This window comes from Aeromonas sp. QDB68 (assembly GCF_027707405.1).
GTDB lineage: Bacteria > Pseudomonadota > Gammaproteobacteria > Enterobacterales > Aeromonadaceae > Aeromonas > Aeromonas caviae.
This window is the reverse complement of sequence record NZ_JAPCIQ010000063.1, coordinates 1-25,285: the sequence shown is the minus strand read 5'-3', so window position 1 is coordinate 25,285 and position 25,285 is coordinate 1. Positions and strand designations below refer to the sequence as shown.

The 25,285-nt window shown below is 62.0% G+C and carries 25 protein-coding genes, 4 tRNA genes and 1 pseudogene; 17 read left to right on the top strand and 13 right to left on the bottom strand.

Annotation, left to right across the window (positions count from 1 at the left end):
• Window positions 1-76: 76 nt before the first annotated feature.
• Both PG892_RS16015 and PG892_RS16010 read left to right on the top strand, forming a co-directional pair.
• Entirely contained in the window at window positions 77-463 is a 387-nt protein-coding gene (locus PG892_RS16015; protein ID WP_270825573.1) for a hypothetical protein, read from the top strand.
• A gap of 14 nt (window positions 464-477) precedes the next feature.
• A complete protein-coding gene (locus tag PG892_RS16010) occupies window positions 478-1,152 on the top strand; it encodes a fimbrial biogenesis chaperone (protein WP_160837960.1) in 675 nt (224 codons plus the stop codon).
• A gap of 20 nt (window positions 1,153-1,172) precedes the next feature.
• Here PG892_RS16010 and leuE read toward each other — a convergent pair whose 3' ends face one another.
• Window positions 1,173-1,811 carry a leucine efflux protein LeuE gene (gene leuE, locus PG892_RS16005; protein ID WP_010672336.1) on the bottom strand — a complete coding sequence of 213 codons (639 nt, stop codon included), beginning with the start codon at window positions 1,809-1,811 and terminating at the stop codon, window positions 1,173-1,175.
• 211 nt (window positions 1,812-2,022) lie between these two features.
• Between leuE and PG892_RS16000 the strand changes: the two genes are divergently transcribed.
• Window positions 2,023-3,243, top strand: coding sequence for an MFS transporter (locus PG892_RS16000; RefSeq protein ID WP_160837958.1), 1,221 nt, complete (start codon window positions 2,023-2,025; stop codon window positions 3,241-3,243).
• 225 nt (window positions 3,244-3,468) lie between these two features.
• Here the strand turns inward: PG892_RS16000 and PG892_RS15995 are convergent, their stop codons facing one another.
• Complete coding sequence (locus tag PG892_RS15995; RefSeq protein ID WP_270825572.1) at window positions 3,469-4,653, bottom strand: NAD(P)/FAD-dependent oxidoreductase; 1,185 nt, start codon at window positions 4,651-4,653, stop codon at window positions 3,469-3,471.
• A 162-nt stretch (window positions 4,654-4,815) separates the two neighbouring features.
• Window positions 4,816-5,340, bottom strand: a complete 525-nt coding sequence (ftnA, locus tag PG892_RS15990) for a non-heme ferritin (RefSeq protein ID WP_010672333.1) — start codon at window positions 5,338-5,340, stop codon at window positions 4,816-4,818.
• Window positions 5,341-5,549: 209 nt separating this feature from the next.
• On the opposite strand from ftnA, the gene PG892_RS15985 reads away from it, so the two are divergent.
• Window positions 5,550-7,334 (top strand): GGDEF domain-containing protein, encoded by a 1,785-nt coding sequence (locus PG892_RS15985; protein ID WP_319972905.1) that lies wholly within the window; start codon window positions 5,550-5,552, stop codon window positions 7,332-7,334.
• Window positions 7,335-7,352: 18 nt separating this feature from the next.
• Here PG892_RS15985 and fabV read toward each other — a convergent pair whose 3' ends face one another.
• The gene (gene fabV / locus PG892_RS15980; protein ID WP_045522675.1) at window positions 7,353-8,540 is read right to left on the bottom strand and encodes an enoyl-ACP reductase FabV; all 1,188 of its coding nucleotides are present in this window, start codon (window positions 8,538-8,540) and stop codon (window positions 7,353-7,355) included.
• Between the two features lie 452 nt (window positions 8,541-8,992).
• Between fabV and PG892_RS15975 the strand changes: the two genes are divergently transcribed.
• Both PG892_RS15975 and trpS read left to right on the top strand, forming a co-directional pair.
• Window positions 8,993-9,427 (top strand): universal stress protein, encoded by a 435-nt coding sequence (locus tag PG892_RS15975; RefSeq protein WP_010672329.1) that lies wholly within the window; start codon window positions 8,993-8,995, stop codon window positions 9,425-9,427.
• A gap of 191 nt (window positions 9,428-9,618) precedes the next feature.
• Window positions 9,619-10,632, top strand: a complete 1,014-nt coding sequence (trpS, locus tag PG892_RS15970) for a tryptophan--tRNA ligase (RefSeq protein ID WP_264787098.1) — start codon at window positions 9,619-9,621, stop codon at window positions 10,630-10,632.
• Here the strand turns inward: trpS and PG892_RS15965 are convergent.
• Window positions 10,611-11,585 (bottom strand): LysR family transcriptional regulator, encoded by a 975-nt coding sequence (locus PG892_RS15965; protein WP_201997293.1) that lies wholly within the window; start codon window positions 11,583-11,585, stop codon window positions 10,611-10,613. The two genes, trpS and PG892_RS15965, sit on opposite strands and share 22 nt — an antisense overlap.
• Window positions 11,586-11,676: 91 nt before the next feature.
• Between PG892_RS15965 and PG892_RS15960 the strand changes: the two genes are divergently transcribed.
• Together PG892_RS15960 and PG892_RS15955 are read left to right on the top strand one after the other, a co-directional pair.
• Window positions 11,677-12,576, top strand: a complete 900-nt coding sequence (locus PG892_RS15960) for a DMT family transporter (RefSeq protein WP_010672326.1) — start codon at window positions 11,677-11,679, stop codon at window positions 12,574-12,576.
• Window positions 12,561-12,722, top strand: a complete 162-nt coding sequence (locus PG892_RS15955; RefSeq protein ID WP_010672325.1) for a hypothetical protein — start codon at window positions 12,561-12,563, stop codon at window positions 12,720-12,722. The genes PG892_RS15960 and PG892_RS15955 overlap by 16 nt, the downstream gene beginning before the upstream one ends.
• A 105-nt stretch (window positions 12,723-12,827) precedes the next feature.
• Here the strand turns inward: PG892_RS15955 and PG892_RS15950 are convergent, their stop codons facing one another.
• Window positions 12,828-13,298: a DUF6314 family protein gene (locus tag PG892_RS15950; protein WP_043153785.1), complete on the bottom strand. Its 471-nt coding sequence runs from the start codon at window positions 13,296-13,298 to the stop codon at window positions 12,828-12,830.
• Between the two features lie 42 nt (window positions 13,299-13,340).
• Between PG892_RS15950 and PG892_RS15945 the strand changes: the two genes are divergently transcribed.
• The gene (locus PG892_RS15945; protein ID WP_053287971.1) at window positions 13,341-14,195 is read left to right on the top strand and encodes a carboxylate/amino acid/amine transporter; all 855 of its coding nucleotides are present in this window, start codon (window positions 13,341-13,343) and stop codon (window positions 14,193-14,195) included.
• A gap of 63 nt (window positions 14,196-14,258) precedes the next feature.
• On the opposite strand, the gene PG892_RS15940 is transcribed toward PG892_RS15945, so the two are convergent.
• Window positions 14,259-15,122: a GGDEF domain-containing protein gene (locus PG892_RS15940; RefSeq protein ID WP_053287970.1), complete on the bottom strand. Its 864-nt coding sequence runs from the start codon at window positions 15,120-15,122 to the stop codon at window positions 14,259-14,261.
• Between the two features lie 168 nt (window positions 15,123-15,290).
• Entirely contained in the window at window positions 15,291-16,004 is a 714-nt protein-coding gene (locus PG892_RS15935; protein WP_010672321.1) for a 3-deoxy-D-manno-octulosonic acid kinase, read from the bottom strand.
• 138 nt (window positions 16,005-16,142) lie between these two features.
• Between PG892_RS15935 and PG892_RS15930 the strand changes: the two genes are divergently transcribed.
• The 7 genes from PG892_RS15930 (at window position 16,143) to PG892_RS15900 (ending at window position 23,522) form a co-directional block, all read left to right on the top strand.
• Window positions 16,143-17,243 (top strand): glycosyltransferase family 9 protein, encoded by a 1,101-nt coding sequence (locus tag PG892_RS15930; RefSeq protein WP_264787095.1) that lies wholly within the window; start codon window positions 16,143-16,145, stop codon window positions 17,241-17,243.
• A 256-nt stretch (window positions 17,244-17,499) separates the two neighbouring features.
• On the top strand, window positions 17,500-18,126 hold the full coding sequence (gene gmk / locus PG892_RS15925; protein ID WP_039040668.1) for a guanylate kinase: 627 nt from the start codon (window positions 17,500-17,502) through the stop codon (window positions 18,124-18,126).
• Window positions 18,127-18,205: 79 nt separating this feature from the next.
• The gene (gene rpoZ / locus PG892_RS15920) at window positions 18,206-18,481 is read left to right on the top strand and encodes a DNA-directed RNA polymerase subunit omega (RefSeq protein ID WP_005307060.1); all 276 of its coding nucleotides are present in this window, start codon (window positions 18,206-18,208) and stop codon (window positions 18,479-18,481) included.
• A 135-nt stretch (window positions 18,482-18,616) separates the two neighbouring features.
• Entirely contained in the window at window positions 18,617-20,734 is a 2,118-nt protein-coding gene (spoT, locus tag PG892_RS15915; RefSeq protein ID WP_039040667.1) for a bifunctional GTP diphosphokinase/guanosine-3',5'-bis pyrophosphate 3'-pyrophosphohydrolase, read from the top strand.
• Between the two features lie 107 nt (window positions 20,735-20,841).
• Window positions 20,842-21,585 carry a tRNA (guanosine(18)-2'-O)-methyltransferase TrmH gene (trmH, locus tag PG892_RS15910; RefSeq protein WP_202044895.1) on the top strand — a complete coding sequence of 248 codons (744 nt, stop codon included), beginning with the start codon at window positions 20,842-20,844 and terminating at the stop codon, window positions 21,583-21,585.
• The gene (locus tag PG892_RS15905) at window positions 21,575-22,615 is read left to right on the top strand and encodes an alpha/beta fold hydrolase (RefSeq protein ID WP_257711819.1); all 1,041 of its coding nucleotides are present in this window, start codon (window positions 21,575-21,577) and stop codon (window positions 22,613-22,615) included. The genes trmH and PG892_RS15905 overlap by 11 nt, the downstream gene beginning before the upstream one ends.
• A gap of 103 nt (window positions 22,616-22,718) precedes the next feature.
• The gene (locus PG892_RS15900; RefSeq protein WP_102949268.1) at window positions 22,719-23,522 is read left to right on the top strand and encodes a Cof-type HAD-IIB family hydrolase; all 804 of its coding nucleotides are present in this window, start codon (window positions 22,719-22,721) and stop codon (window positions 23,520-23,522) included.
• A gap of 70 nt (window positions 23,523-23,592) precedes the next feature.
• Here PG892_RS15900 and PG892_RS15895 read toward each other — a convergent pair whose 3' ends face one another.
• The 5 genes from PG892_RS15895 to PG892_RS15875 all read right to left on the bottom strand — a co-directional run bounded on the left by PG892_RS15895 (window position 23,593) and on the right by PG892_RS15875 (window position 24,727).
• Window positions 23,593-24,111 carry an RICIN domain-containing protein gene (locus PG892_RS15895; RefSeq protein ID WP_257711817.1) on the bottom strand — a complete coding sequence of 173 codons (519 nt, stop codon included), beginning with the start codon at window positions 24,109-24,111 and terminating at the stop codon, window positions 23,593-23,595.
• 171 nt (window positions 24,112-24,282) lie between these two features.
• Window positions 24,283-24,359: transfer RNA gene (locus PG892_RS15890), tRNA-Pro, on the bottom strand.
• Between the two features lie 59 nt (window positions 24,360-24,418).
• A tRNA-Leu gene (locus tag PG892_RS15885) sits at window positions 24,419-24,504 on the bottom strand.
• A 20-nt stretch (window positions 24,505-24,524) separates the two neighbouring features.
• Window positions 24,525-24,600: transfer RNA gene (locus tag PG892_RS15880), tRNA-His, on the bottom strand.
• A 50-nt stretch (window positions 24,601-24,650) separates the two neighbouring features.
• Window positions 24,651-24,727: transfer RNA gene (locus PG892_RS15875), tRNA-Arg, on the bottom strand.
• Window positions 24,728-24,990: 263 nt separating this feature from the next.
• Between PG892_RS15875 and PG892_RS15870 the strand changes: the two are divergent.
• Window positions 24,991-25,209: pseudogene (locus PG892_RS15870) on the top strand (TetR/AcrR family transcriptional regulator); the annotation flags it as partial.
• Window positions 25,210-25,285 lie beyond the last annotated feature (76 nt).

Genomic DNA, 25,285 nt, shown 5'->3' with positions numbered 1-25,285 from the left:
CGTTTTGTTATCCGGTTTGAAGCCGTATGACCACTCCCTTTTGTGGGCAACTGTCAGGTGAATACCATCTCCATACATGCTGGAAATTTCTATTTCACAGGACAGGGGGTCGCCCTATCGGGGATATTGCACTTTCTATCCGGCAGGCTCCTTCGCACCTGAACAGGCCGTCCCCATCCCTACCAGGCTGGTATTCGATTCGGTGGCTCATGGCGCGGGTTCACGGCACGCCATTCGCTGCGATCGCACACCGGTGGATATTCGCACCCTCGGAATACAGGACAATCAACCACCGCAGGAGTGGAATGATCCCGTCAACGGCCAGGGCATCACCCGGTTTTACAAACTGGCGCTGGAATTCGACCTGACCGATCCCATGGTGCAGCGCACCATGGGCGACGAGATGTGGGAAGGCGAGGTGGAACAAAGCGGCACCATCACCATCAAGGGGACCTGGCGCTGACCATGGAGTACAACATGCATCGTCTACTTTGGCCCTTGCTGGGCGGCTTGCTGGCCTCACAGGCCGCCGCCCTCGACATCGGCGCCATGACTCTTGCCATGGCGCCAGAGCAGGAGTTCATTACCAGAACCCTGACCAACAACAGTGCTTCACCCAAGCTGTACGACATACAAATGGAAAAAATCAGCGACCCCACGGCCAGAGGCAGAACACAGCCGACCGTCCCCGGTGAGCTGCTGTTTGCCCCCAGGCGCTTCACCCTGCACGCCAGACATGCCCAGAACGTCAAGTTCTACTACAAGGGGCCCGCCGATGACCATGAGCGTTACTACCGCATCACCTTCACCGAGTCACCAGCAGCCCAGGTGGATGAAGGCAGCCAGACGCAGCACCGGGGAACCGTCGAGGTGAAGCTGGCCCTGCAGTCCATCCTGGTGGTGCGCCCGCGTCAGTCACGTTTTGCATACCAGCTGGACCCGGCACAGAGCACCATCACCAATACCGGCAACACCTATTTCGAGTTCATGGTGAAACGGGGCTGCCAGCAGGCGGACAGCGAGGCGGACAGCAAGTACCTGCTGCCCGGGGAGACCTACCACAATCCCCGGATCAATCAGCCGGGCAACCAGAAGCTCATCGTCTACCAGTCCCGCTTCATCCCGGTGGGAAAGGATTGCTGGCCAGACTAGGTGCCCAGCAATCCCCAGGATCAGGAGGAGAGCGTCGCCAGCCTGGCCGCAAACCCCATGAAGAAGAGGCCGATAAGGCCGTTGCCGAGACGGGCCGCCGTCTGGCGCTGACGGAAAAAGCGGGCCATCAGGGTACCGCCGAAGATCAGCAGGGTCAGGTAGACGAAGCTCATGGCTTCCAGCATGCCAGCCAGCACCAGGTAGGAGATCCAGGTGTGGGCATAGCTGAAGTCGATGAACTGCACGAAGAAAGAGACGTAGAACAGGATCGCCTTGGGATTGGTGAGGCTCAGGGTGAGGGCCTTGGTAAAATAGCGCTCACCGGGATCCATCTCGGACGCCGGTCCCGCCTTTTTGGCGATGAAGTTCGCGTGCAGGATCTTCACCCCCAGATAAAGCAGGTAGATGGCGCCCAGATAGCGCACTAGGGTAAACAGCAATGGGGTGGTGCGAATGAGGGACGCGATCCCCAGATAGGCGCAGAAAATGAGGATGGCATCGCCGACGAAGACGCCGAGGGCGGCGCGATAACCCGGGCCTATGCCGCGCACGGCACCGGTTCGCAGCACGTAGAGGGAGTTCGGGCCTGGGGCGATGATGATGAAGAAGAGACCGACCAGATAGGTCCAGACGTTGATGACACCCAGGCTTTCGAACATGTTCCCTCCATGGCGGGTGATGGGCCGGATAGCGGCGGCAGGCCTTCTATACTAATCCGCCCCGCGCCAAGCACAAGATCTGACCAGCCATCCACACGCCGTCAGCATGAACGGCCTGCGCGCCACGCGAACGCAATCCGGGCGTTCGCCCACTTTGGTTATGTCCAGATGCGCCGGGATAGGGCATGGTAGAGGGAGTGATACCCCAGCCATGGACAAGACCTTGAGTACCGACACCCCGATCACCGCCCCGCCCGCGGTGGACAACCCGACTACCACCGCTTATCCGGTGATCGCCGCCATCAGCTTCTCGCACCTGTTGAACGACATGATGCAGTCGGTACTGCTGGCCATCTATCCCCTCCTGAAGCTGGGGCTCGATCTGTCGTTCACCCAGATAGGTCTCATCACCCTCACCTACCAGTTCACGGCCTCGCTGCTGCAACCCCTGATCGGCCTCTATACCGACCGCAGACCCATGCCCTACTCCCTGCCTCTGGGCATGGGCTTCACGCTGGTGGGGCTGCTCTACCTGTCGCAGGCAGGCAGCTTTGGCGCCGTGCTGTTGTCGGCCATGCTGATCGGCATGGGCTCCTCCGTCTTCCACCCGGAATCCTCCCGGGTCGCCCGCATGGCGGCCGGCAACCAGCCTGGTCTGGCCCAGTCTCTGTTCCAGATCGGCGGCAATCTGGGATCGGCCATCGGCCCCCTGCTCGCGGCGCTCATCATCGTGCCGAAGGGACAGGGCAGTGCCGCCTGGTTCTCGTTGCTCGCACTCATCGGGGTCATCGTGCTCAGCTTCGTCGGCCGCTGGTCCAGCCACCATGCCGCCAGCTTCCATCGGCGGATGAGGGCCCATGCTGGCACCGGCCTGAGCCGCCGCCAGATTGGCTGGTCACTGGCCATCCTCGGTCTGCTGATGTTCTCCAAGTTCTTCTACATGGCCAGCCTGAGCAGCTATTACACCTTCTACCTGATGGACAAGTTCCACCTGTCGCTGGAGAGCGCCCAGCTCTATCTGTTCGCCTTCCTGTTTGCCGTCGCGGCGGGGACCGTGCTCGGCGGGCCACTCGGCGATCGCATCGGTCGCAAGCGGGTGATCTGGATCTCCATCCTCGGCGTCGCTCCCTTCACCCTGCTGCTGCCCCACGTCGACCTGTTCTGGACCTCGGTGCTGTCGATCGTCATCGGCCTCATCCTGGCGTCGGCCTTCTCCGCCATCCTGGTCTACGCCCAGGATCTGGTACCCGGCAAGGTCGGCACCATTTCCGGCCTCTTCTTCGGCTTCGCCTTCGGCATGGGAGGGATAGGGGCCGCCCTGCTGGGCAAATTGGCCGATGCCACCAGCATCGAAACCGTCTATCAGGTCTGCGCCTATCTGCCCCTTATTGGCCTGCTGACCGCCTTCCTGCCCAATATCAGGAGAGGCTAGAGGCCAACCGGCAGCCAGCGACCGACCATAAAAAACGCGGCCTGAGCAGGCCGCGTCTGGTTCCATCACTCGGGCCGCCTGACACGGCCCGATCCGCTCGGACTCATCCGCCGAGCCTCTTTGTCAGCAATACGGCCTCTCCCCCAGCCCGACGACCGGGCCCACTGGAAGTTGTCACCCGAGAGGCCGCTGACGGGGCCATTCACCGCAGGGCCGCGGCATCCCTCAGCAGTACTGGCCTGCCACCCAGCCCGACGACCAGGCCCACTGGAAGTTGTAACCACCGAGCCAGCCGGTCACATCCACCACTTCGCCGATGAAGTAGAGGCCGGGCACGGTGCGCGCCTCCATGGTCTTGGAGGAGAGCCCGTTGGTATCCACCCCCCCCAGGGTCACTTCAGCGGTGCGATACCCTTCGGTGCCGTTGGGCAGGATCTGCCAATCCCCCAGCAGGGTGGCCACCGCCTCCAGCTCCCGTTCGTTGTACTGGCGCATCGGCTTGCTCACCAGCCATCCCAGCTCCACCAGCTTGTCGACGAAACGCTTGGGCAGCTCGCGCCCCAGCACGGTTTTCAGCTCCTGGGCAGGATGGGCCTGGACCCAGGTCTTGAGGGTCTCTGGAATGTCGAGATCCGGCAGCAGGTTGATGTGGATCTTCTCCCCCGCCAGCCAAAAAGAGGAGATCTGCAGGATGGCGGGGCCGGAGAGGCCGCGATGGGTGAACAGCATGGCCTCCTTGAAGCGGGTGCCGTCCTCGGCGGTCACCGCCACCGGCAGGCTGACCCCCGCCAGATCGGCGAAGGCCTCCTTGTCGGCCTGATGCTGGGTAAAGGGCACCAGCCCGGCGCGAGTCGGCAGCACGGTGAGGCCGAACTGCTCCGCCAGCTTGAAGCCGTAGGGGGTAGCACCGAGTTTCGGCATGGAGAGGCCGCCGGTGGCGACCACCAGCGACGAGCAGGCGATCTCCCCCTTGCTGGTGTCGAGCACGAAGCCTTCATCTGTCTTGCTGACGGTGAGGATCTCGGTCTGGAACTGCAGGGTCACGCCAGCCCAGTCGCACTCGGTCAGCAGGATGTCGACGATATCCTTGGCGCTCTCGTCACAGAACAGCTGACCCAGGGTCTTCTCGTGGTAGTTCAGGCCGTGCCTGTCCACCAGATCGATGAAATCCTGCTGGGTATAGCGCGCCAGCGCCGATTTGCAGAAGTGGGGGTTGGCCGAAAGGAAGGCATGGGGACCCGCCTGATGATTGGTGAAGTTGCAGCGACCGCCGCCGCTGATGAGGATCTTGCGGCCCGGCTTTTTGGCGTTGTCGAGCACCAGCACGGAGCGACCCCGGTAGCCAGCCTGGGCCGCACACATCAATCCGGCCGCCCCGGCACCGATCACCACCACATCCACCTGTTTCATCGTCACTCACCCATCAAAAGAAAAACGGCCCCTTTACCTTAAAGGACCGTGATTGTACCCGGCAGACACCAGCACAGCGGTACAAGGACACCTGCAAATAGAAAACGGCCCCTTTACAAGGGGCCGTCATTGTACTGACTGAACACTAAGTGTCCACGACTATCAGGCGTTGCCGTCCATGATGCTGGCCGGGGCGCCCTTGGCCAACTCGGCCAGCTCCTTGTCGATGAAATAGAGGCCCTTGCCATCCTCGCCCACCAGGCTCAGACGGTCGACGATGCTCTTGAACAGCTTCTCCTCTTCGTGCTGCTCGGCCACGTACCACTGCAGGAAGTTGAAGGTGGAGTAATCCTGGGTGGTGAAGGCGACGTGGGCCAGACCGTTGATGCACTTGGTGATGTGATACTCGTGCTCCAGGGTGGTGCGGAAGATGTCACCCAGGGACTTGAATTCATGGGGAGGCGCTTCGATGGCCCCCAGCACCGGCATGGCGCCGGTCTCGCTCACGTAGGTGAACAGGCGTTCCATGTGCTGGCGCTCCTCGACCGCATGCTGGCGCAGGAAGGTGGCGGCCCCCTCGAAGCCCTTGTCCTCGCACCAGGCGCTCATCTGCAGGTAGAGGTTGGAGGAATAGAATTCAAGATTAATCTGCTCGTTCAACTTCTCGATCATGGCTTTGGCCAACATGATGATTCTCCACTGTGATTTGCCCACGATTGTCGCCACTGTTGCATCCTGACGCAACCAGAGACAACCGACGCACCCCGCAGTTGCGACGACTTTTCACCTCATCCTCTCCCCCATACGGTTATAGAGAAGCAAAGAAACATGGTGTAGGTGACATCAGCCATTATGATGGCGCCATTGGTCGGGGAAAGGATTCAATGAGATTCATAATGGCACTGGCGCTGCTCTGGATGACCCAGTTGCAGGCAGCTCCCTCCTTGCTGAAAGAGGCTGAATTGCAGGCGGCGCGCGATCCCGTCGGCTATCTGCAGCGCCTCGACGCCAGTCCCCAGCAGGATATGGAACTGTTCTACGCCAGGTCCCTGGCCCAGGCAGCCCTTGGCCGCTATCCCCAGGCACAGCGCGACAATGCCCGCGCCCGCGGTCTGGCCAATGCCCAGCAGGAGACCCTTCGCCTGCTCGACTTCCGGTTGCAGCAGATTGCCCTGACCCTGGATGCCGATACGCCGGATCAGGCGCTCGAGCTGCTCACCCAGCTCTGGCCGGCGGTCCGGCATCACCCCAGGCAAGTCTCGGAGTGGCATGCCCTCAACGGGCTCGCCCTCTACCGTACCCAGCAGATGAAAGAGGCGATCCTCGAGCTCAAGACCGCCTATCACCTCAAGCAGAAAGAGCCGGGTTCCATCCTCTCCACCTTGCAGTGCGGCCGTCTGCTGATGACCCTCGGCAACCTCTATGCGGACCTCAATCTCTACCGTGAGGCCGAGACCTATTATCAGGATGCCCTCGGCCAGATGGTGCAGCTCAACGAACCCAACAGCCAGGCCATCATCCGGGCCAACATGGCCAGGCTCTACATCGACATGGGCCAGCCTGCCAGAGCCAGCCAGTTGCTCGATACCCTGCTGGCCACGCCGAGCCTGTCACCCCACTATCGCGCCATCGTCCTCGGCTACCAGGCCATGGTGTTCAACGCACGGGCGGACTGGCACGCCGCCTGGCGCAGCCTAGAGGAGGCACAAGCCATCTATGACAGGCTGGATAGCCCGCAGGCAGCCTCCCGTCTGACCGAGATCCGGGCAAGAACCCTGCTGGGTCGTGGCGAGAAGCAGCTGGCCCTGCAACTGCTGATGGAGCACACCGCCCCTCTCTCCATGGATGGTCGGGCGATGCAGGCCAGGTTGCTGGCCGATCTGGGCCGCTACCCCGAGGCCTACGGGGCCATGACCCGCTACATGCAGTACTACAAGCAGCACTTCAACCAGACCCTGAGCCAGCACGCGGCCGCCTTCCAGGTCGAGATGGATCTGGCTCGCAGCGAGGCCAGCAATCGCGCGTTGCAGCAGGAAAACGAGAGCAAGCGCCAGCAACTGCTCTACCAGCAGAGTGCCCGCTACTACCAATTGCTGCTGCTGGTGCTGCTGGCCGTCGCCCTGATCCTGCTCGGGCTCACCACCCGCAGGCTCCACCGCAGCTCGCGCCACCTCTACAAGCTCGCCACCTTCGATCAGCTGACCGGGCTGCCCAACCGTCGCGCCCTGCTGGAGAGACTGGGTCAACAGTGGCTGCACGAAACGCCCCTGACCCTGCTCATCATCGACATCGATCACTTCAAGCAGATCAACGACAAGCATGGTCACCAGGCGGGGGATCAGGCTATCCGGCAGTTGGCCAGGGAGCTCAAGAGCTGGGCGCCGGACCAGCAGTTGATCGGGCGCTGGGGCGGGGAAGAATTTCTGGTGGCCATGACCCAGGACGGGGCCACCTGCTGGCGGCAGGCGGAGCAGCTGAGAAGCCGGATCGCCTACCTGGCGGCCCCCCACATGACCATCAGCATCGGGGTGGCGGAACGCTCGACGCAGGATGACAGCCTGAGCCAGCTCATCCATCGGGCCGACATGGCCATGTATCAGGCGAAGCGCCAGGGGCGCAACCAGACCGTGCTGGCCCAGTCTCCCCACCTTTCCCCTGAACTGGCCTGCAACGTCGCCTGATGCCCCCTCGTGCGGGTGTCAGGGCGTCAGCTCAGTGAGTGACGCCACGTTCACCGGCGCACCGTAATCCACCCCCGGCAGCTCGAAGCCGTTGAGCTGCATGAACTCCTGGCGCAACCCGGCAAAATCCCCCAGGGTGCGGAAGTTCTCCGGCGTCACCTTGGGCCAGAGTGCCGAGACGGCGGCCTGCACCGCTGGCTCAAGCTCGTGGTCATCCATCCGGATCAGCCGGTTGCCATCGGCGACGACCCCTCTGGGCCCGTACATCTTGTCGGCAAACAGCCGCTGCATCTGCTCGATGCAGCCCTCGTGGACACCACGCTCCTTCATCACCCCCATCAACAGGCCCAGATAGACAGGCAGCACCGGAATAAACACGCTCGCCTTGGTCACCAGCGCCTTGCAGACCGACACCCAGGCATGACCACCAATCCCGGCAAGTTGCAGGTTGATGGTCTCGGCGGTGGCGTGCAGGTGCTCCTTGGCATAGCCGATGGTGCCGTCCCGATAGAGGGGATAGGTGGACTCGGGGCCGATATAGGAGTAGGCGACGGTCCGGGCACCGGGGGCCAGGCAATCCGCCTGCTGCAATGCCTGCATCCAGCGCTGCCAGTCCTCGCCCCCCATCACGGTGACGGTGTCGCGGATCTCCTCCGGGGTGGCTGGCACCAGCGACTGCTGCACCAGCGCATCGTGCTCCAGATCCAGCCCCCAACCTTGCAGCGGCTGGCCTGTGGTCTTGAGCACCGAGCGTACCTGTGTGCCATCCGGCATCACCCTGACTCCGCTCGCCAGCGAATAGACCACCAGATCCACCTGCCCGAGCTGCTGGCGGATGACGTCGATGGCCTGCTGGCGCATGGTGTCGGAGAAGGCATCCCCGATCAGGTTGACGGCGATACGACCGGCTTGCTCCGCCGCCTGACGAAACCAGATGTTGTTGTACCAGCCAGCACTGCCGAGCCCCTTGTCGGAGGGACCCCGCTCGAACGAGACGCCCAGGGTATCGGCCCCGGCGCCGAAGGTGAGCGCGATCCGGGACGCCAGCCCGAAACCGGACGATGCCCCCAGCACCAGCACCCGTTTCGGCCCGTTGAACGGCCCCGCCGCCCGCACCTGCTCGATCTGTTGCAGCACGGCGGCGCGACAACCCATGGGGTGGCAATTGCGGGCAACACAACCCTGGATCTGGGGATGAATGATCATGAAGGACTCTCCGGTGCATCGGTGGGACATGAGAAACGGCCATGACAGCGTCACCCGGTTGCAGGTGAGGAGCCCTGGTCGTTTTGCCAAGGGAACTGGCTACAGCATAACCAAGGGGGGCGGGATTACCTTGATGTCGGACGGGATATGGGCTGGAAGAGGGCAGAAAAACAAAAGGGAGCGCGAGGCTCCCCAAAGCGGTATTCAGATGCTTTTTGTTGTTTTGTGTTCATTGCGAAGCACGGGCACATCCTATTCCCCCACCTTCCCGAGGGCAATAGCACGCCTGTGACCGGCGTCAAACTCCTGTTCAAAATATGCACTCCCCGGCCACCTGCACCTCTACGCCTTCCGGTTCGGGGTCAGGCAAATCCTGAAACTGTGGCGACGATGCCGTTTTAGTTTCAGCAGACATTGGTATAGTGGACCCAGGATCAGTGAGGAGAACTCCCATGAATGGAACCTATTACAAACACGTACTGGCCGCGATCGACCTGTCGGAAGACAACCGCAAGGTGATCGAGAAGGCGGTCGACCGGGCCCGCTCCAACGGCGCCAAGCTGTCGGTGATCCATGTCGATGTGGACCTCAAGGATCTCTACACCGAGATGATCGACATCGACATCGACAACGTGCAGGACCAGGTGATCGCCGAAGCGAAGGAGAAGCTGGAAGCCTTCCTCGCCTCGGTGGACTACCCCATCGAGAAGAAGCTGGTCATCTGCGGCGATCTGAGCGAGCGGGTCAACCAGGCGGTCAAGGACTACCAGATCGACCTGCTGGTGTGCGGCCATCGCCAGAGCTTCTGGAGCCTGCTCACCTCGAGCGCACGCCAGCTGATGAATACCGTGCCCTGCGACATGCTGGTCGTGCCCTTGCAGAAGTGATCGAACAGGCGTAGTGTGATTTGCCATGAATATGACCTCATTCAATCACAACTACTGGTGGTGCTGCTTCTAAACAGGCGGCACTGCTTTTCTATGTGAAATTTCCAAAAGAAAACACCGTGACCGCCGAGAGGCGGTCATTGTTTTCATCCCTTTGTCGCCTCCCGGCTCACCCAACTGGAGAGAGTGACATGCACAACCCCGTGATCCTGACCGGCGACCGCCCCACCGGCAAACTGCACATCGGCCACTACGTCGGCTCCCTGCGCCAGCGCGTGGCCGCCCAGCACCATTACCGCCAGTTCGTCATGATCGCCGATCTGCAGGCGCTGACCGACAACGGCCACAACCCGGCCAAGGTGACCGATCACGTGCTGGAGGTGATGGCCGACTACCTGGCCGCTGGCCTCGACCCCGCCAAGACCACCTTCTGCCTGCAGAGCGCCCTGCCCGCCCTCTCCGAACTCACGACCTACTACCTCAACCTGGTCAGTGTCGCCCGGCTGGAGCGCAACCCCACCGTCAAGGCGGAGATCCAGCAGAAAGGGTTCGAGCGCAGCCTGCCCGCCGGCTTCCTCGTCTATCCGGTCAGCCAGGCCGCCGACATCACCGCCTTTCGTGCCACTCACGTGCCGGTGGGCGAGGATCAGCTGCCCATGCTGGAGCAGACCAACGAGATAGTGCGCCGCTTCAACACCCTGGTGGGCAAAGAGGTGCTGACCGAGTGCCAGCCCATCCTGAGCGACACCGGCCGCCTGCCCGGCATCGACGGCAAGGCCAAGATGTCAAAGTCCCTTGGCAACACCATCGAACTCGGCATGTCGAGCGACGAGATCAAGCAGGCGGTGTTCGCCATGTATACCGACCCCAATCACCTCAAGGTGAGCGATCCGGGTCAGGTGGAGGGCAATACGGTGTTCGCCTATCTGGATGCCTTCCACCCCGACAAGGCCCTGGTGGCCGAGATGAAGGCCCACTACCAGCGCGGTGGTCTGGGGGACATGCGCTGTAAGCAGGTACTCAACGACTGCCTGCAGACCCTGCTTGCTCCGATGCGGGAGCGGCGCGAGGCAGCCATCGCCGACAAGCGCCAGCTGCTGCGCCTGTTGCAGCAGGGTACCGAGCAGGCCCGGGCCCTCACCGACGAGGTGCTGGCCGAGGTGAAGGGGGCGATGGGGCTGGACTACTTCTCCGGATTGGCGTGATCTGCCCCCTGCGGCGCGGGATGGCCGAGCGCATCCGCGCCGTAGCGCTCCCTCGCCAGCCGGTGCAACAACCCCTTGAACCAGCCAATCGCCTCGTCATGGGCACTGAGCGGGTGGCCCGCCATCAGGTAGACGATGGGGATGGCGGGTTCCAGCTGGTGCAGACGCAACGGATAGTGGCGACAGAAGTGGCGCCCGATCATCTCGGGCACCACCACCAGGTAGCGGCCGGTCGCCATCAGCGGCGGTACCGCCATAAAGCTCGGCAGCCTGACCCCCAGCTCCCGCTCCACCCCGAAACGGGCCAGCCAGAGATCCACCATGGCCTGGCTGTGGCCCCAGCTGGAGGTGTGGATATGGGGGCGGCTGACCAGTTCTCCCGGCCCCAGCATGTCGGGCAGAGCGCTGCCGAGGGGCGACAAACAGACCAGCGGATTGCTGAACCACTCCTCGCGCCACAACCGGGGCGAGAGATGGTTGGCACCGGCAAACCCGATCACCAAATCCAGTTCCCCCTTCTCCAGCTCCCGCTCGTAGTCGCTGTCCGCCAGCTCGCACACTTCCAGTCGGCAGTTGGGAGCCTGCTGCACCATCCACTCCACCAGCACCGGCACCAGGCCGTGCTCCACCGAGCCCGGGGTGGCGATGCGAAAGATCCGCCGGGCACTTGCCGGGTCGAATCCCTTGGCCTGACGCAGCCCCTGCTCCAGCATGGCCAGCGCCTGGCGCACCGGGCTCGCCAGCGCCTTGGCCCGTTCGGTCGGCATCATCTCGCGCCGACTCATCACGAACAGGGGGTCGTCAAGCGCCGTTCGCAGCCGCCCCAGCGCATGGCTGACGGTGGACTGGGAGAGGTGCAGCCGTTCGGCGGCACGGGTGACGTTGCGCTCCTGCATCAGCATGTCGAACACGGTGAGCAGGTTGAGGTCGAGGCGGGAAAGGGGCAGTTCCATCGATATTGGCCATAGTTGAATGACGACAATTCATTTTTGGCATAGTAGCAGATTGCATAGAATGCGCAGGCGAATTACATCGGAGATTCAAATGCGTAGCTATCTGTTGTTGCTGGCGATCGGCCTGTTGTGGGGCTCCCAGTTCATTTTCATGCACCAGGCCGTGGCTGAACTGCCCCCCATCATGGTGGCCGCCGGACGCGCCCTGTGTGGCAGCCTGACCCTGGGTCTGCTCTGCCTGTTCATGCGCCTCAAGAGTGAACACACCCCCTGGCGAACCTATATGCTGATCGCCCTGCTCGACGCCACCATCCCCTTCATCATGGTGGCCTGGGGACAACAGTATGTGGACAGCGCCATCGCGGCCGTGGTCATGGGTTGTATCCCCTTTGTGACCATTCTGGCGGCTCCCTTGTTTATTTCTGGTGAAAGAATCACCAAGGGCGGCCTCGTCTCCGTGATCATCGGCTTCGTCGGCGTGCTGGTACTGTTCTGGCCCAAGCTGACCAGCGGCATGAATGCCGGGCTGCTCGGTGCCATGGCCATCCTGTTTGGTGCCAGCTGCTTCGCCATCGGCCTGCTGATGATCAAGCGCTTCGCTAAGGACCATCCTGTGGTCGTGGCCCGCAACATCCTGATCTCCTCGGCCATCCAGCTGCTGCTGGCCGCGCCCTTCGTGGCCGACCTGAGCAGCCTCACCCTGCCGAGCCAGCAGGCCATGGGCGCCGTCGCCATGCTGGGGATCTTCTGTACCGGCCTGGTCTACTTCCTCTACATGGCGCTGATCCAGAAGGCGGGCCCGACCTTCGCCTCCTTCAGCAACTACCTGGTGCCGCTGTTCGGCGTCATGCTGGGAGCCCTGTTCCTCGGCGAGCAGATCCAGTCCACCACGGGCGTGGCGCTGGCCCTGATCCTGGGTTCGGTCGCCCTCAACCAGTGGGCACAGCAGCGCCGCCAACAGCGGGAGGCTGCCCTATGTCAGGCATCCTGACCACCCTCTGCGGCGGTCTGGTACTGATAGCCGGCTGGCAGTATCGCCACCGGCTGGCCGGGGTGCTGGGTCTGCTGATGGTGCTGCTGCCCTGGTTCTTCGACAGCAAGCTGCAAGCCATGCTGAACTATGCACTGAATGCCTGAAGACCCTCTCTGCGTGTGTGACGAGAGTGTATCTCTCCTGTTTTTGGGACCGTTTTAACAAAACCTCCGATTTGTCCCCTCTACCGGCGCCCTGCGCCGGTTTTTTTATCTCTGCGCCTCTGGTCCGTAGCGATAACTCAACCGCTCGTTCTTGCGCGGCCCCGTTATCTGCCAGGTGAGCAGGAAACCCTCGCCGGTTTCGGTCAGCTCGGCGCTGTAGTGATCCTGCCCGCACCGGTGAGGCTCGGCCGTGACCCAGTGCCCGTCCCCCCGGGGCAACAGCTCGAACAGCATCACCGGCTGCTCGTAGCGCAAGTGGGAGAGCATGATCCCCCGTGCGGTGCGCTGCCACCAGAAGCGGTTGTGCATGGTCAGCTCCCGGCCATGGGGCGTGGTGTAGCGACCCGTCTCGGCATACAGCCACCCCCCATGGTGATCGGTCACCACCACGGCCCCCTCCCCGCGACCGCACCAGTCGGTGGCGGATCCGGCCCCGTTGCTCGCCTCGAAGGCAAATGCTCCGATCTGTGACAACCCTTCCCATAAACGCTGGATCGCGCCTTCCAACTCGGCCATCATAGCGCCCTCCAAATTGACAACTGACGACAATTCAATCACATGAACTACTTGATAGGGGTTACCCTGCTCTGGTCCTTCTCCTTCAGCCTGATCGGGGTCTACCTTGCCGGTCAGGTGGATGCCTACTTCTCGGTACTGACCCGCATCGTGCTCGCCAGCCTGGTGTTTCTGCCCTTCCTTCGCCGTCGCTGGCTGCGCCCCGATCTGGTGGCCAAGCTGATGGCCCTCGGTGCTATCCAGCTCGGCATCATGTATCTCTTCTACTACCACTCCTTCTTGCTCTTGACGGTACCGGAAGTGCTGGTGTTCACCATCTTCACCCCCATCTATGTCACCCTGATCCACGACCTGCTGGAAGGGCGCTTCAAGCCTGTCTATCTGTGGGGGGCCCTGCTGGCGGTGCTGGGGGCGGCCGTCATCCGTTTCGACGGCCTGACCGAAAACTATGTACTGGGATTCCTGGTGGTGCAGGGCGCCAACGTCTGCTTCGCTCTGGGCCAGGTAGGCTACAAGGTGCTGCTGGCCCGGGAGGCTGAGCAGCCGCCCCAGCTGGCGGTGTTCGGCTGCTTCTATCTGGGCGCCCTGGTGATCGCCCTGCCCGCCTGGTGGCTGCTGGGCAAACCTCAATATCCCGCCAGCTCCCTGCAATGGGGCATCCTCTTCTGGCTGGGGGTCGGGGCATCCGGGCTCGGCTACTTCCTGTGGAACAAGGGGGCGACCCTGGTCAGCAGCGGCGTGCTGGCCATCATGAACAACGCCTTGATCCCCGCGGGTCTGCTGGTCAATCTGGTGCTCTGGGGAAAGGATACCGACCTGCTCAGGCTCGGTCTGGGCGCCCTGCTGATGCTGGCTTCTCTCTGGGTCTGCCAGCGTCAGCAGGTCAGTGAGCGCTGACTGAAAACCATTGACGCTGATGGGTCCACCGGCGTCAATGGGTACGCGGACAGTGACTGGCCGTCAGCCGACCACGGCGTTGTGTTCCCGCTTCGCCTGACCGTGGCAGGAGGCCAACCGGGCCAGCAGGTGATCGAGCTGCTCGGCACTCTGGCTCTGCACCAGGCCGATGCTCACGGTCACCGGACGCTGGGGCAGCAGGCTGGCGTCGGCGATCTCGAGCCGCAGCCGCTCGGCAATCTCCAGGCCGCTCAACCGATCGGTCTGGGAGAGCATCAGAATGAAGCCGTCTTCGTCCCAACGGGCGAAGGGATCTTCCCGACGCAGCTCGCGGCGCACGATGCGGGCCAGCTTGGCCAGCATGGCGTCGCAGGCCGCCTCCCCGAACAACTGCAGGATCTTGCTACGGTGATCCACGCTGAACTGCAGCAGACAGAAACTGCCGCTTTCGCTGGCCAGCCGTTCATCCAGCAACAGCTCGAAGTGGCTGCGGCTCTCGAGGCCGGTGAGGGGATCCGTGTCGTGGCGATCCTCCAGGGGCGCCATGGCGGCATCCAGATGGCGAACCACCCCCAGCAGTTGACCCCCTTCGTCGCGACGGACCCGCTCCTCCAGCCGGATGTAATGGCCCTGATGGTGCAGGATGCGGTACTCGAGTCGAAGCCCGTTACTGCGCCCATGCTGGCAGGCCTCCAGGGCCTCTGCCAGACGGGGAGCATCATCCGGATGTACCCGATCCAGCCAGCCGAGATCCCCCAACTCGCCCCCCTCCAGACCCAGCAGTTGCAGACAGGAAGGGTCCCGCCTCAGACCCTGCCCGGCCGACCAGGTCCAGATCCCGGCCTCCAACATCGCCATGGCCTGTGCCATCAGCGTCACCTCAAGGGGAGTGGTGACCTCAACCCCGGGAGTCTCATACCTTTCCATCACGCGCCTCGAAACCGGATCTGAATATCTGTCCAAGCAATCACACTCAATAAGTAACATTGGTACTGGCGCCGAGCAACCGCGCCAGCATCGCTGGCCTCGCACCTCTCGCCCCCGGTGGCGCCATCAGCGGCCTGCCAGCCTCCAGCTACGAAGTGGAACCCGACGTCACGCCACCTTGCCCTGATAGCCTGCCATCAGGGCTTGCCAGTTTTCCGGCACGAAGTGGAAGCTTGTGTGCAATTGCGACTCCTTGTTGAAGGAGCGCAGCAACCGCTCCAGGTTGGCCTGCTGCCAGTTGCCGGGGGAGCGGATGGCTCCTTTGTCGAAGTCGATCACCCACACCTTGCCCTCCTTGTCGAGCAGCAGGTTGTGGCTGTTGAGATCCGCATGATAGACCCCTGCATCGTGCAACTGGCGCACCGTTTTGCCTATCTTGTGCCACACCTCACCGGCGATCGGCCCCTGCTTGAGCAGGGCCACCAAATCCTTGGCGCCGCGAATGCGTTCGATCAGGATGTCGGCCCGATAGAAGGGCCCCTGCTTGACCATGCGGGCCGCAAAGGGGCGCGGCACCGGCAGCCCCTGTTCACTCAGGGTCGCCAGCAGACGATATTCAGCCATGGCCCGGCTGCTCTCCACCCCCTCAAACCAGAACCGGTCACGCACCAGCTTGCCCACCATGCCGCCACGGTAGTAGTGACGCAGCACCAAGTGGCGGGATTCATCCTTCACGAACCAGGTCACCCCGCGGCCGATGGAAGAACCCACCACCTGGCGATGGGTCTGCCACCAGACAGGATCGAACAAGGCAGGGGAAGGATCGCGGAAGACTCCGTCGGCATACCAGCAGACCTGGTTGTGGGTGGTGTGTGTCAGCATGATGAGAATTCCGGTCGATAGTGGGTGCAGGGCATCCATTCAGAAAGCCGTGCCGGTCGGGCAACCGGCGCAATTTTACAATCCACAGGGGAGTTTGCATAATGCCATCCATCCATTTTGCCATCGTTGCGCCACATCATGCCGCTGTTCCAAACGCCGCCCTCCTCCATCTGCATCCTGCGGCTCTCCGCCATCGGAGATTGCTGCCACGCGCTGGCGCTGGTGCGCGTCATCCAGCGGGAGTGGCCCCAGACCCGCATCACCTGGATCACCGGCAAGATTGAGGCGACCCTGTTCGCCGATCTGCCGGGGGTCGAGGTCATTCCCTTCGACAAGAGCAAGGGGTGGCGCGGCTATCGCGATCTCTGGCAGACCCTCAAGGGGCGCAGGTTCGATGCACTGCTCCACCTGCAGGCCGCCATGCGCGCCAGCATCGCCACCCTCGGCATCAAGGCCAAGGTCAAACTCGGGTTTGATCGGGAGCGCGCCAGCGACGGTCAGTGGCTGTTCACCAACCATCGGGTCCCCTCACCCGCCTCCCCCCACGTGCTGGACGGCTTTCTCGCCTTCGCCAAAGAGCTCGGGATAAAGGATCTGACCCCGGACTGGCAACTGCCCATCAGCGCCGAGCACCAGGCCTGGGCGAAGGAGATAATTGGCGGCAAGCCGACCCTGCTCATCTGCGCCGCTGCCAGCAAGGCATTCAAGAATTGGACTGCCGCCGGCTACGCCGCGCTGGCGGATCACGCCGCAGACAAGGGCTTTCAGGTCTATCTGTGCGGCGGACCGGCCAGGCTGGAGCGGGATCTCGCCGCCGAGATCCAACGCCTCAGCCAGAGCAAGCCGGCAGATTTGGTGGGGCAAACCAGCCTCAAGCAATTGCTGGCGCTGATTGGCGAGGCGAGCCTGGTGCTGGCCCCGGATACCGGCCCTGCCCACATGGCCACCCTGGTGGGGACACCCGTGATCGGCCTCTACGCCCACCACAACCCGGAGCGTACCGGCCCCTATCTGTGCCGGGATTATCTGGTCAGCGTCTATCAGGAACTGATTGAGCAGGAGACCGGCAAGCCGCTGGCCGAGCTCGGCTGGCGCACCCGCCTCAAGGATCCGGACGCCATGGCCACGATAAGCCGCGAGCGGGTCATCGCCGCCTTCGAGCGCCTCTGTACCGACAAGCATCTTCTACCGACCCAGGGCAACTCGGAAATTCCGAGCCCTGGCGCAGGGATAATCTGATGGCCCGGCCCCGGCTCCGTGGGCAGAATGGCCCTCTATGCGGGTAACGCCCGCACAGCAAGCTACGGATATTTTGATCGGCTGGAATATGATTCCGGCCGTTTTTTTATCCGCCCCCATCTGCTAACATTCGCCGCCTTTACATCCTCCTGACTCTGATTCCTCCGCGCATTGCGAGCAACCGTCTCCCTTATCGGGCACAAGACGGCGGCCTCTGCTACAACCAAAGCGCGGATCATCGCTTAAAGGTACAGACATGGCGCAACAAGGCACTCTCTATATCATCTCTTCCCCGAGCGGGGCCGGTAAGTCCAGTCTGCTCAATGCCTTGCTGACCCAGCACAACGCCGCCGGCAAGATGCAGCTGTCGGTCTCCCATACCACCCGCGCCACCCGTCCCGGTGAAGAGCACGGGGTGCACTACCACTTCGTCAAGGTGGAAGAGTTCAAGGCGCTGATCGAGCGCGGTGACTTTCTGGAGTGGGCAGAAGTCTTCGGCAACTACTACGGCACTTCCCGCGCCGCCATCGAGGCCTGCCTGGCGCAGGGCATCGACGTCTTCCTCGACATCGACTGGCAGGGCGCCCGCCAGATCCGCGAACAGATGCCGACCAAGTCCATCTTCATCCTGCCTCCCAGCCGCGAGGAGCTGGAGCGCCGCCTGATCGGCCGCGGCCAGGACAGCGCCGAGGTGATCAAGGGCCGGATGGAGAAAGCCATTGCCGAAATGGTGCACTATGACGAGTATGACTATGTCATCATCAATGAAGACTTTGAGCTGGCACTGTTCCAACTCAGGGCCGTCATCGAGTGCCAGCGCCTGGAAATGCGTCAGCAACAGCAGGCCCAGCAAAACTTGCTGAAACAGCTACTGGCAGAGTAAGCCAAAAACAAGTAAACTTTTGCGTCATTTTTAAACACTGCTTTTTCAATCACAGAAAGCCCAAACACTGGAGTCCCGCATGGCCCGCGTTACTGTAGAAGATGCTGTAAAACAGGTAGGTAACCGTTTTGACCTGGTGCTGGTCGCCGCGCGCCGCGCTCGTCAAATCGCGGTACAAGGCAAGGATCCCCTGGTCGACGAAGAGAACGACAAGCCGACCGTGATCGCCCTGCGCGAGATCGAACTGGGTCTGGTCAACAACCAGGTGATGGATACTCAGGACCGCTACGAGCAGCAAGAGCAGGAAGCCGCCGAGCTGGCTGCCGTTGCTGCCATCGCAGAAGGTCGCGGCTAAGTCAGTCGCCTCCCATAGTCGGCGCCCGCCCGGGTGCCGGCTGTTCTCCCCATTTACAACCGCTCGAAAACCTCGCAAACTCGAGGGCATACCCTCAATTTCACGGATTGCCGTTTAACCGCTGCGGGGACTGTCTTGTATTTATTTGAAAATCTTAAAGAAATAGCCAGTTCCTACCTGCCACCCGAGCAGGTTGAGAAGCTCAGGCAAGCCTATGTGGTAGCCCGTGATGCTCACCAGGGACAGATGCGTTCCAGTGGTGAACCCTACATCACTCATCCCGTTGCCGTGGCCCGCATCCTGGGCGACATGCGCCTCGATCATGAGACTCTGATGGCTGCCGTGCTGCACGACGTCATCGAAGATACCCCTGTCACCAAGGACGATCTTGCCGAGCAGTTTGGCAACGCCGTCGCCGAGCTGGTCTCCGGTGTCTCCAAGCTCGACAAGCTGAAGTTCCGCGATCGCAAGGAAGCCCAGGTCGAGAACTTCCGCAAGATGATGATGGCCATGACCCAGGACATCCGGGTCATCCTGATCAAGCTGGCCGACCGCACTCACAACATGCGTACCCTCGGCTCCTTGCGACCGGACAAGCGCCGCCGCATCGCCCGGGAAACCCTCGAGATTTTCGCCCCCATCGCCAACCGCCTCGGTATTCACACCATGAAAAACGAGCTGGAAGAGCTCGGCTTCGAGGCGCTCTACCCCATGCGCTCCCGGGTGCTGCGGGAATCGGTGCGCCGCGCCCGTGGCAACCGGCGTGAGATCATCGACTCCATCCAGAGCGAGATTGAGGGGCGTCTGCGGGAAGCCGGCATCGATGCCCAGGTAAGTGGACGCGAGAAGAACCTGTTCTCCATCTACAACAAGATGGAGAAGAAAGAACTGCAATTCCACGAAGTGATGGATATCTATGCTTTCAGAGTGAGAGTGAAAGACATAGACACCTGCTACCGGGTGCTTGGGCAGATGCACAGCCTCTACAAGCCGCGCCCCGGTCGCTTCAAGGACTACATCGCCATCCCCAAGACCAACGGCTACCAGTCCCTGCACACCTCCCTGGTGGGCCCCCACGGGGTACCGGTGGAGGTGCAGATCCGCACCGAGTTCATGGACCAGATGGCCGACAAGGGCGTCGCCGCCCACTGGGCCTACAAGCAGGATGGGGACAGCTCGGGCACCACGGCCCAGATCCGCGCCCAGCGCTGGATGCAGAGCCTGCTGGAGCTGCAACAGAGCGCCGGCAGCTCCTTCGAGTTCATCGAGGGAGTCAAGACCGACCTCTTCCCCGACGAGATCTACGTCTTCACACCAGAGGGCCGCATCATGGAGCTGCCCGCCGGCGCCACCCCGGTGGACTTCGCCTACACGGTGCACACAGACATCGGTCATGCCTGCGTCGGTTCCCGGGTCGACCGCCACCCCTATCCGCTGAGCAGCCCGCTGCACTCCGGTCAGACGGTGGAGATCATCACGGCCCCCGGCGCCCGCCCGAACGCGGCCTGGCTCAACTTCGTGGTGACCACCAAGGCGCGCTCCAAGATACGTCAGTTCCTCAAGAACCTGCGCACCGAAGAGTCCGTGGTGCTGGGCCGCCGCCTGCTCAACCATGCCCTCGGCGCCAAGAACATCGAAGACATCCCGGAAGCCCGCGTCAAGCAGGTGCTGGCCGACACCAAACACGAGAACCTGCAGGGGCTGCTGGCCGACGTGGGCCTTGGCAACGCCATGAGCGTCATGGTGGCCCGCCGCATGCTGGGGGATGAGCTGCCGCCGGAAGAGCAGCCCAAATCCACCAGCAAGAAGATGCCGATCAAGGGTGCCGACGGCATGCTGGTCACCTTCGCCAACTGCTGCCGCCCCATCCCGGGGGATGCCATCATCGCCCACATCAGCCCGGGCAAGGGACTGGTGATCCACCAGGAGTCCTGCCGCAACATCAAGGGCTACAGCCGCGAACCGGACAAATACCTGCCGGTGCAGTGGGAGGTGGACAAGGAGCAGGAGCAGGAATTCCGCACCGGCATCAGCATCGAGATCGTCAATCACCAGGGCGCCCTGGCGGAGCTGGCCAACGTGATTGCCGCCACCGGCGCCAACATCCACGCCATCAGCACCGAGGAGAAAGATGGCCGGGTCTATGTGGTCACCCTGCTCATCACCACCAAGAGCCGGATCCACCTCGCTAACATCATGCGCAAGATCCGGGTCATGCCCAACGTGCTCAGGGTGAGCCGACAGAAAAACTGAACACAGGCGGCGCAAGCCGCCTGCTGCTTTTCAAGAGATACCCAGGGCCCCATGCCGCAAGCCACCAGCCTTGTTGCATGCACCGGCCTCACGACATAGAAACCGACATGACTCCTGAACGCTTCAAACGCATTTCCGACATGCTGGCCCAGCGCCAGCTCGACCTGACCGTCTGCATGGAAGAGGTTCATAAACCTCACAACCTGGCCGCCATCGTGCGCACTGCCGATGCCATCGGCATCCACCGGGTGCACGCGGTCTGGCCCAAGAGCTGGATCCACAAGCGCAAGGGCACCGCCCGCGGCAGCCAGAACTGGGTGGACGTGAAGCTGCACCCGGACATCGGCAGTGCCGTGACCGAACTCAAGGCCTCCGGCATGCAGATCCTGGCGACCCACCTCTCCGACAGCTCCGTGGACTTTCGCGCCATCGACTACACCAGACCCACCGCCATCCTGGTGGGCCAGGAGAAGCACGGCATCGGCGAAGAGGCGCTGGCCCTGGCCGATCACCATATCGTCATCCCCATGGTGGGCATGGTGCAGTCCCTCAACGTCTCGGTGGCCGCCGCCGCCATCCTCTACGAGGCCCAGCGCCAGCGCGAACTGGCCGGCTGTTATCAGCGCGGCTGCCCACTCACACTCGAAGAACAGAACACCATCTTGTTCGAGGGGGGCTATCCCGTCTATGCCCAGCTCTGCAAGGAGAAAGAGATGCCCTACCCCCAGCTCGGCCCGACCGGCGAGATCCTGGCGGACGAACGCTGGTGGCAGCAGATGCAGCTGACCCGCAAAGGATGGGCCGCACAACAATCGGATGATCCTTCGGAAGAGTACACTGATGAAGCTTAACCACCTGCCCCTGCTGGCCCTGACCCTGTTTTCTGCCGGAGCCCTTGCCGTGAGCAATCCTTACCAGCTGACCACTGAAGCCGACGTCCCCGCCCTCTATCAGCAGACCCTGCCCGACTTCTGGCGCCAGCATGCCGTCGAGGGGGAGTTCAAGGGCAAAGACGGGGTCACCCTCCGCTATGCCGCCCTGCGCCAACCCAAGATCGATCGCGCCATCCTCATCGTCAACGGCCGGGTCGAGAGCTACCTCAAGTATCAGGAGCTGGCCTGGGATCTCTGGCGCCAGGGTTACAGCCTCTACCTCATCGATCATCGCGGCCAGGGAATGTCAGACCGCATGCTGGCCGACAAAGAGAAGGGGTATGTCGACCAGTTCGACGACTATGTCGCCGATCTCAAACAGTTTCATGACGAAGTGATTGTACCGGACAAGCCTGCCAAGCTGTTCCTGCTGGCCCACTCCATGGGGGGGGCCATCTCGGCCCGCTATCTGGAACGCTGGCCGAACGACATCCAGGCGGCGGTGCTCTCCTCCCCCATGATGGGCATCAACCTCGGCGGCCTGCCCAAGTGGCTGGCCAAGGGGTTGGCGGCCACCATCGGCACGGTCGGCGGCTGGGTGGGCGAGCCCCCCTACGGCCCGGGTCAGGGACCCTATGAGGATCACGGCTTTGCCGACAACGAGCTGACCCACAGCACGGCGCGTTATCAGGCCTTCCGCCAGATCTACGAACAGCATCCCCAGGTCAGGCTGGGGGGCGCCACCGCCCACTGGATCCATCAGGCCATCACAGGATCGGACACGGCCGTAGCCGACGCCGGCGCCATCAAGACGCCGCTGCTGCTGCTGCAGGCCGGCGAGGACAGCGTGGTGGACAACGCCGCCCAGGAGGCCTTCTGCGCCAAGGCACAATGTGAAGGGAGCAAGCCGCTGCGCATCGAAGGGGCCTGGCACGAGCTCTTCATCGAGGCGGATCCCCAGCGCCACGCCGCGCTCAATGCAACCCTGGCCTTCTTCGCGCGCTACTGACGCGACCAGAAGGGGCTGGTTATTTTTTGGATCCCTAAATAAATGGGGTGACGGCAGACGCTGGGGTACACTCCCCCGGCGTTCAATTGAAGTCGAGGTAATGATGTTCAAGGTAGTTGTGTCCGATCTCGATGGTACCCTGCTCAACGGGCAGCACCAGATCTCCTCCCGCACCCGGGATACCCTGCACCGCCTGGTCGACCAGGGCGTCAAGTTCGTGGTCGCCACCGGCCGTCACCATGTGGATGTGCGCAGCATCCGCGATGCGCTGGGGCTGGATATCTACCTCATTACCTCCAACGGCGCCGTGGTACACGACAAGCAGGATCAACTGGTCTACAACCAGGCGCTACCGAGCACGGTGGCGGCCGAGCTGATCGCCATGGAACGCGACCCGTCCATCCACATCAACGTCTACTACGGCGACGAGTGGCTGGTGGAAGAGGAGCTGCCCTGGTTGCTGAAGTTCCATCACGACTCCGGCTTCAGCTACCGTCTGGCGGATCTCGCCAGCCACCCGATGGACAGGGTCAACAAGGTGTTCTACATCGGCGACCACGACAAGTTGCTGAAGATAGAGGCGCACCTCAACCAGCAATATGGTGATCGACTCAACGTCACCTTCTCCCTGCCTGACTGCCTCGAGGTGATGCATGCCGGTGTGCACAAGGGTAATGCCGTGCGCGCCGTGCTGGAGCAGCACGGCCTGGAGATGTCACAGGCCGTGGCCTTCGGCGATGGCATGAACGACTTCGAGATGCTGAGCATGGTGGGCCGTGGCGTGGTCATGGGCAACGCCCATGATCGCCTCAAACTGGCCCTGCCAGAGCACGAACAGACCCTCACTTCCGATGAAGATGGCGTTGCCGTCTATCTGGAGAAACTGTTCGCCTCCCAGACCCGCTGATAAGGCATCCCCATCGCGGATCGAAAAAGGGTGGCCCATGTGGCCACCCTTTTTGTTTCTCGCTCTCTTGTCACCACACCAGAGCCGGGAGCATCAGACGGTTCAACAGCGTGCCGGAGGGCGTCCACTCAAAGCTCTGGTTGGCGCCGCCATAGCATTCGGCGAGGCGCAGGGGGACGGCCGGCTTGTGACGGCGACCCGCCACATCCAGGCACAACGACACCTGCCGATTGAACAGCCGATCCCCCTGCCACTGCCATTGATGGCTCTCCTCCCGGCACGCCTCCATCCCCAGACCATCTTCCCCTCTGGCGACCAGGCAATCCCCGGCCAGTTGCAGGGCACCGACATCCCAGCTGAATGACTGGTTCGGTTGCTGATCGCAGGGCTGGGTCAGCAGACGGCCCTGCTCGCTCAGGGTCACGCAGAAGCCACCACTGGTTACCAAGGTGGCCTCGAGTTCGGCCTTTGGCTTGGGGGCGGCGCCCATCAGAAGATCTTCCGGTTTCGGCTGCAGGGCGCAACCACCCAGCAGCAGTGCGGCCATGGCCAGCACGGAGAGTTGAAGAGAAGTGATATGGTGATGCATAGGCCTTGTATCTGGTCCGTGCCCGAGCGTCCCCTGTCTCGCGGCTCCGGGCCCCAGCATAGCGAACTCGTGGCGAACAGGCGCCTGAAGAAGTGTAAAAAGACGTGACAGGAAAAAGCGAAAGAGAAACGCCAAAAAGCAAAAACCCCGCCTGAGCGGGGTTTTCAAATGTGGTCGGTGATAAAGGATTCGAACCTTTGACCCTCTGGTCCCAAACCAGATGCGCTACCGGGCTGCGCTAATCACCGAGGGGGTATTCCAAAAACACAAAGATGACCATCTGGTCATCCTCGTCATACAGCATGTATGGTGCGAAGAGAGGGACTCGAACCCTCACACCCGGGGGGCACTAACACCTGAAGCTAGCGCGTCTACCAATTCCGCCACCTTCGCGTACCTGACAAGCTGTAAAATGGGGTGGCTGATGGGGCTCGAACCCACGACAACCGGAATCACAATCCGGGACTCTACCAACTGAGCTACAGCCACCACAGCTGTTTTCGTTCTTCAACACGCCCGTTTAACCGGCGCACTTTTGATGGTGCGCCCGACAGGATTCGAACCTGTGACCTCTGCCTCCGGAGGGCAGCGCTCTATCCAGCTGAGCTACGGGCGCTACGCTGTCGAACGGGGCGCATTATTGATGATGATGCCGACCTTGTCTACTCTTTTTTTGACACAAAGAATCAAGTGCCTGTTTTTCAATCACTTCCGACCCTTTTCAACTATTTTTGTTTTGTTCAGGCTGGATCCAGCAATTCCCCACTACTTTTTGAATCCCTCACCCCATAGGGTCAGAGATGATGGGCAATGCTTGACTTGCCTTTGCGCCCACCTAGAATGAATGAACGTTCATTCAGTCGTTGACCTCTGATAACTATGGATAAGAAAGAACGCATTTTCGAAGCAGCTCACGAGATCCTCGGCGAGCAGGGCTTCTACGGCCTTTCCATTGCCGTGGTCGCCAAGAAAGCCAAGGTGGCGGCAGGCACCATCTATCGCTATTTCAGCGACAAGGATGACCTGATCCGCCAGCTCTATCAGCACACTATCCTCAAGTTTCATCCCCTGGTCATGGAAGGTGTGCAGATAGAAGAGGCTGACTCTTATACACAAGTAGCGCCCTGAACGGAACCATTCCCGTTTTCCAGGATCTGATCTTCCATGTGACCTC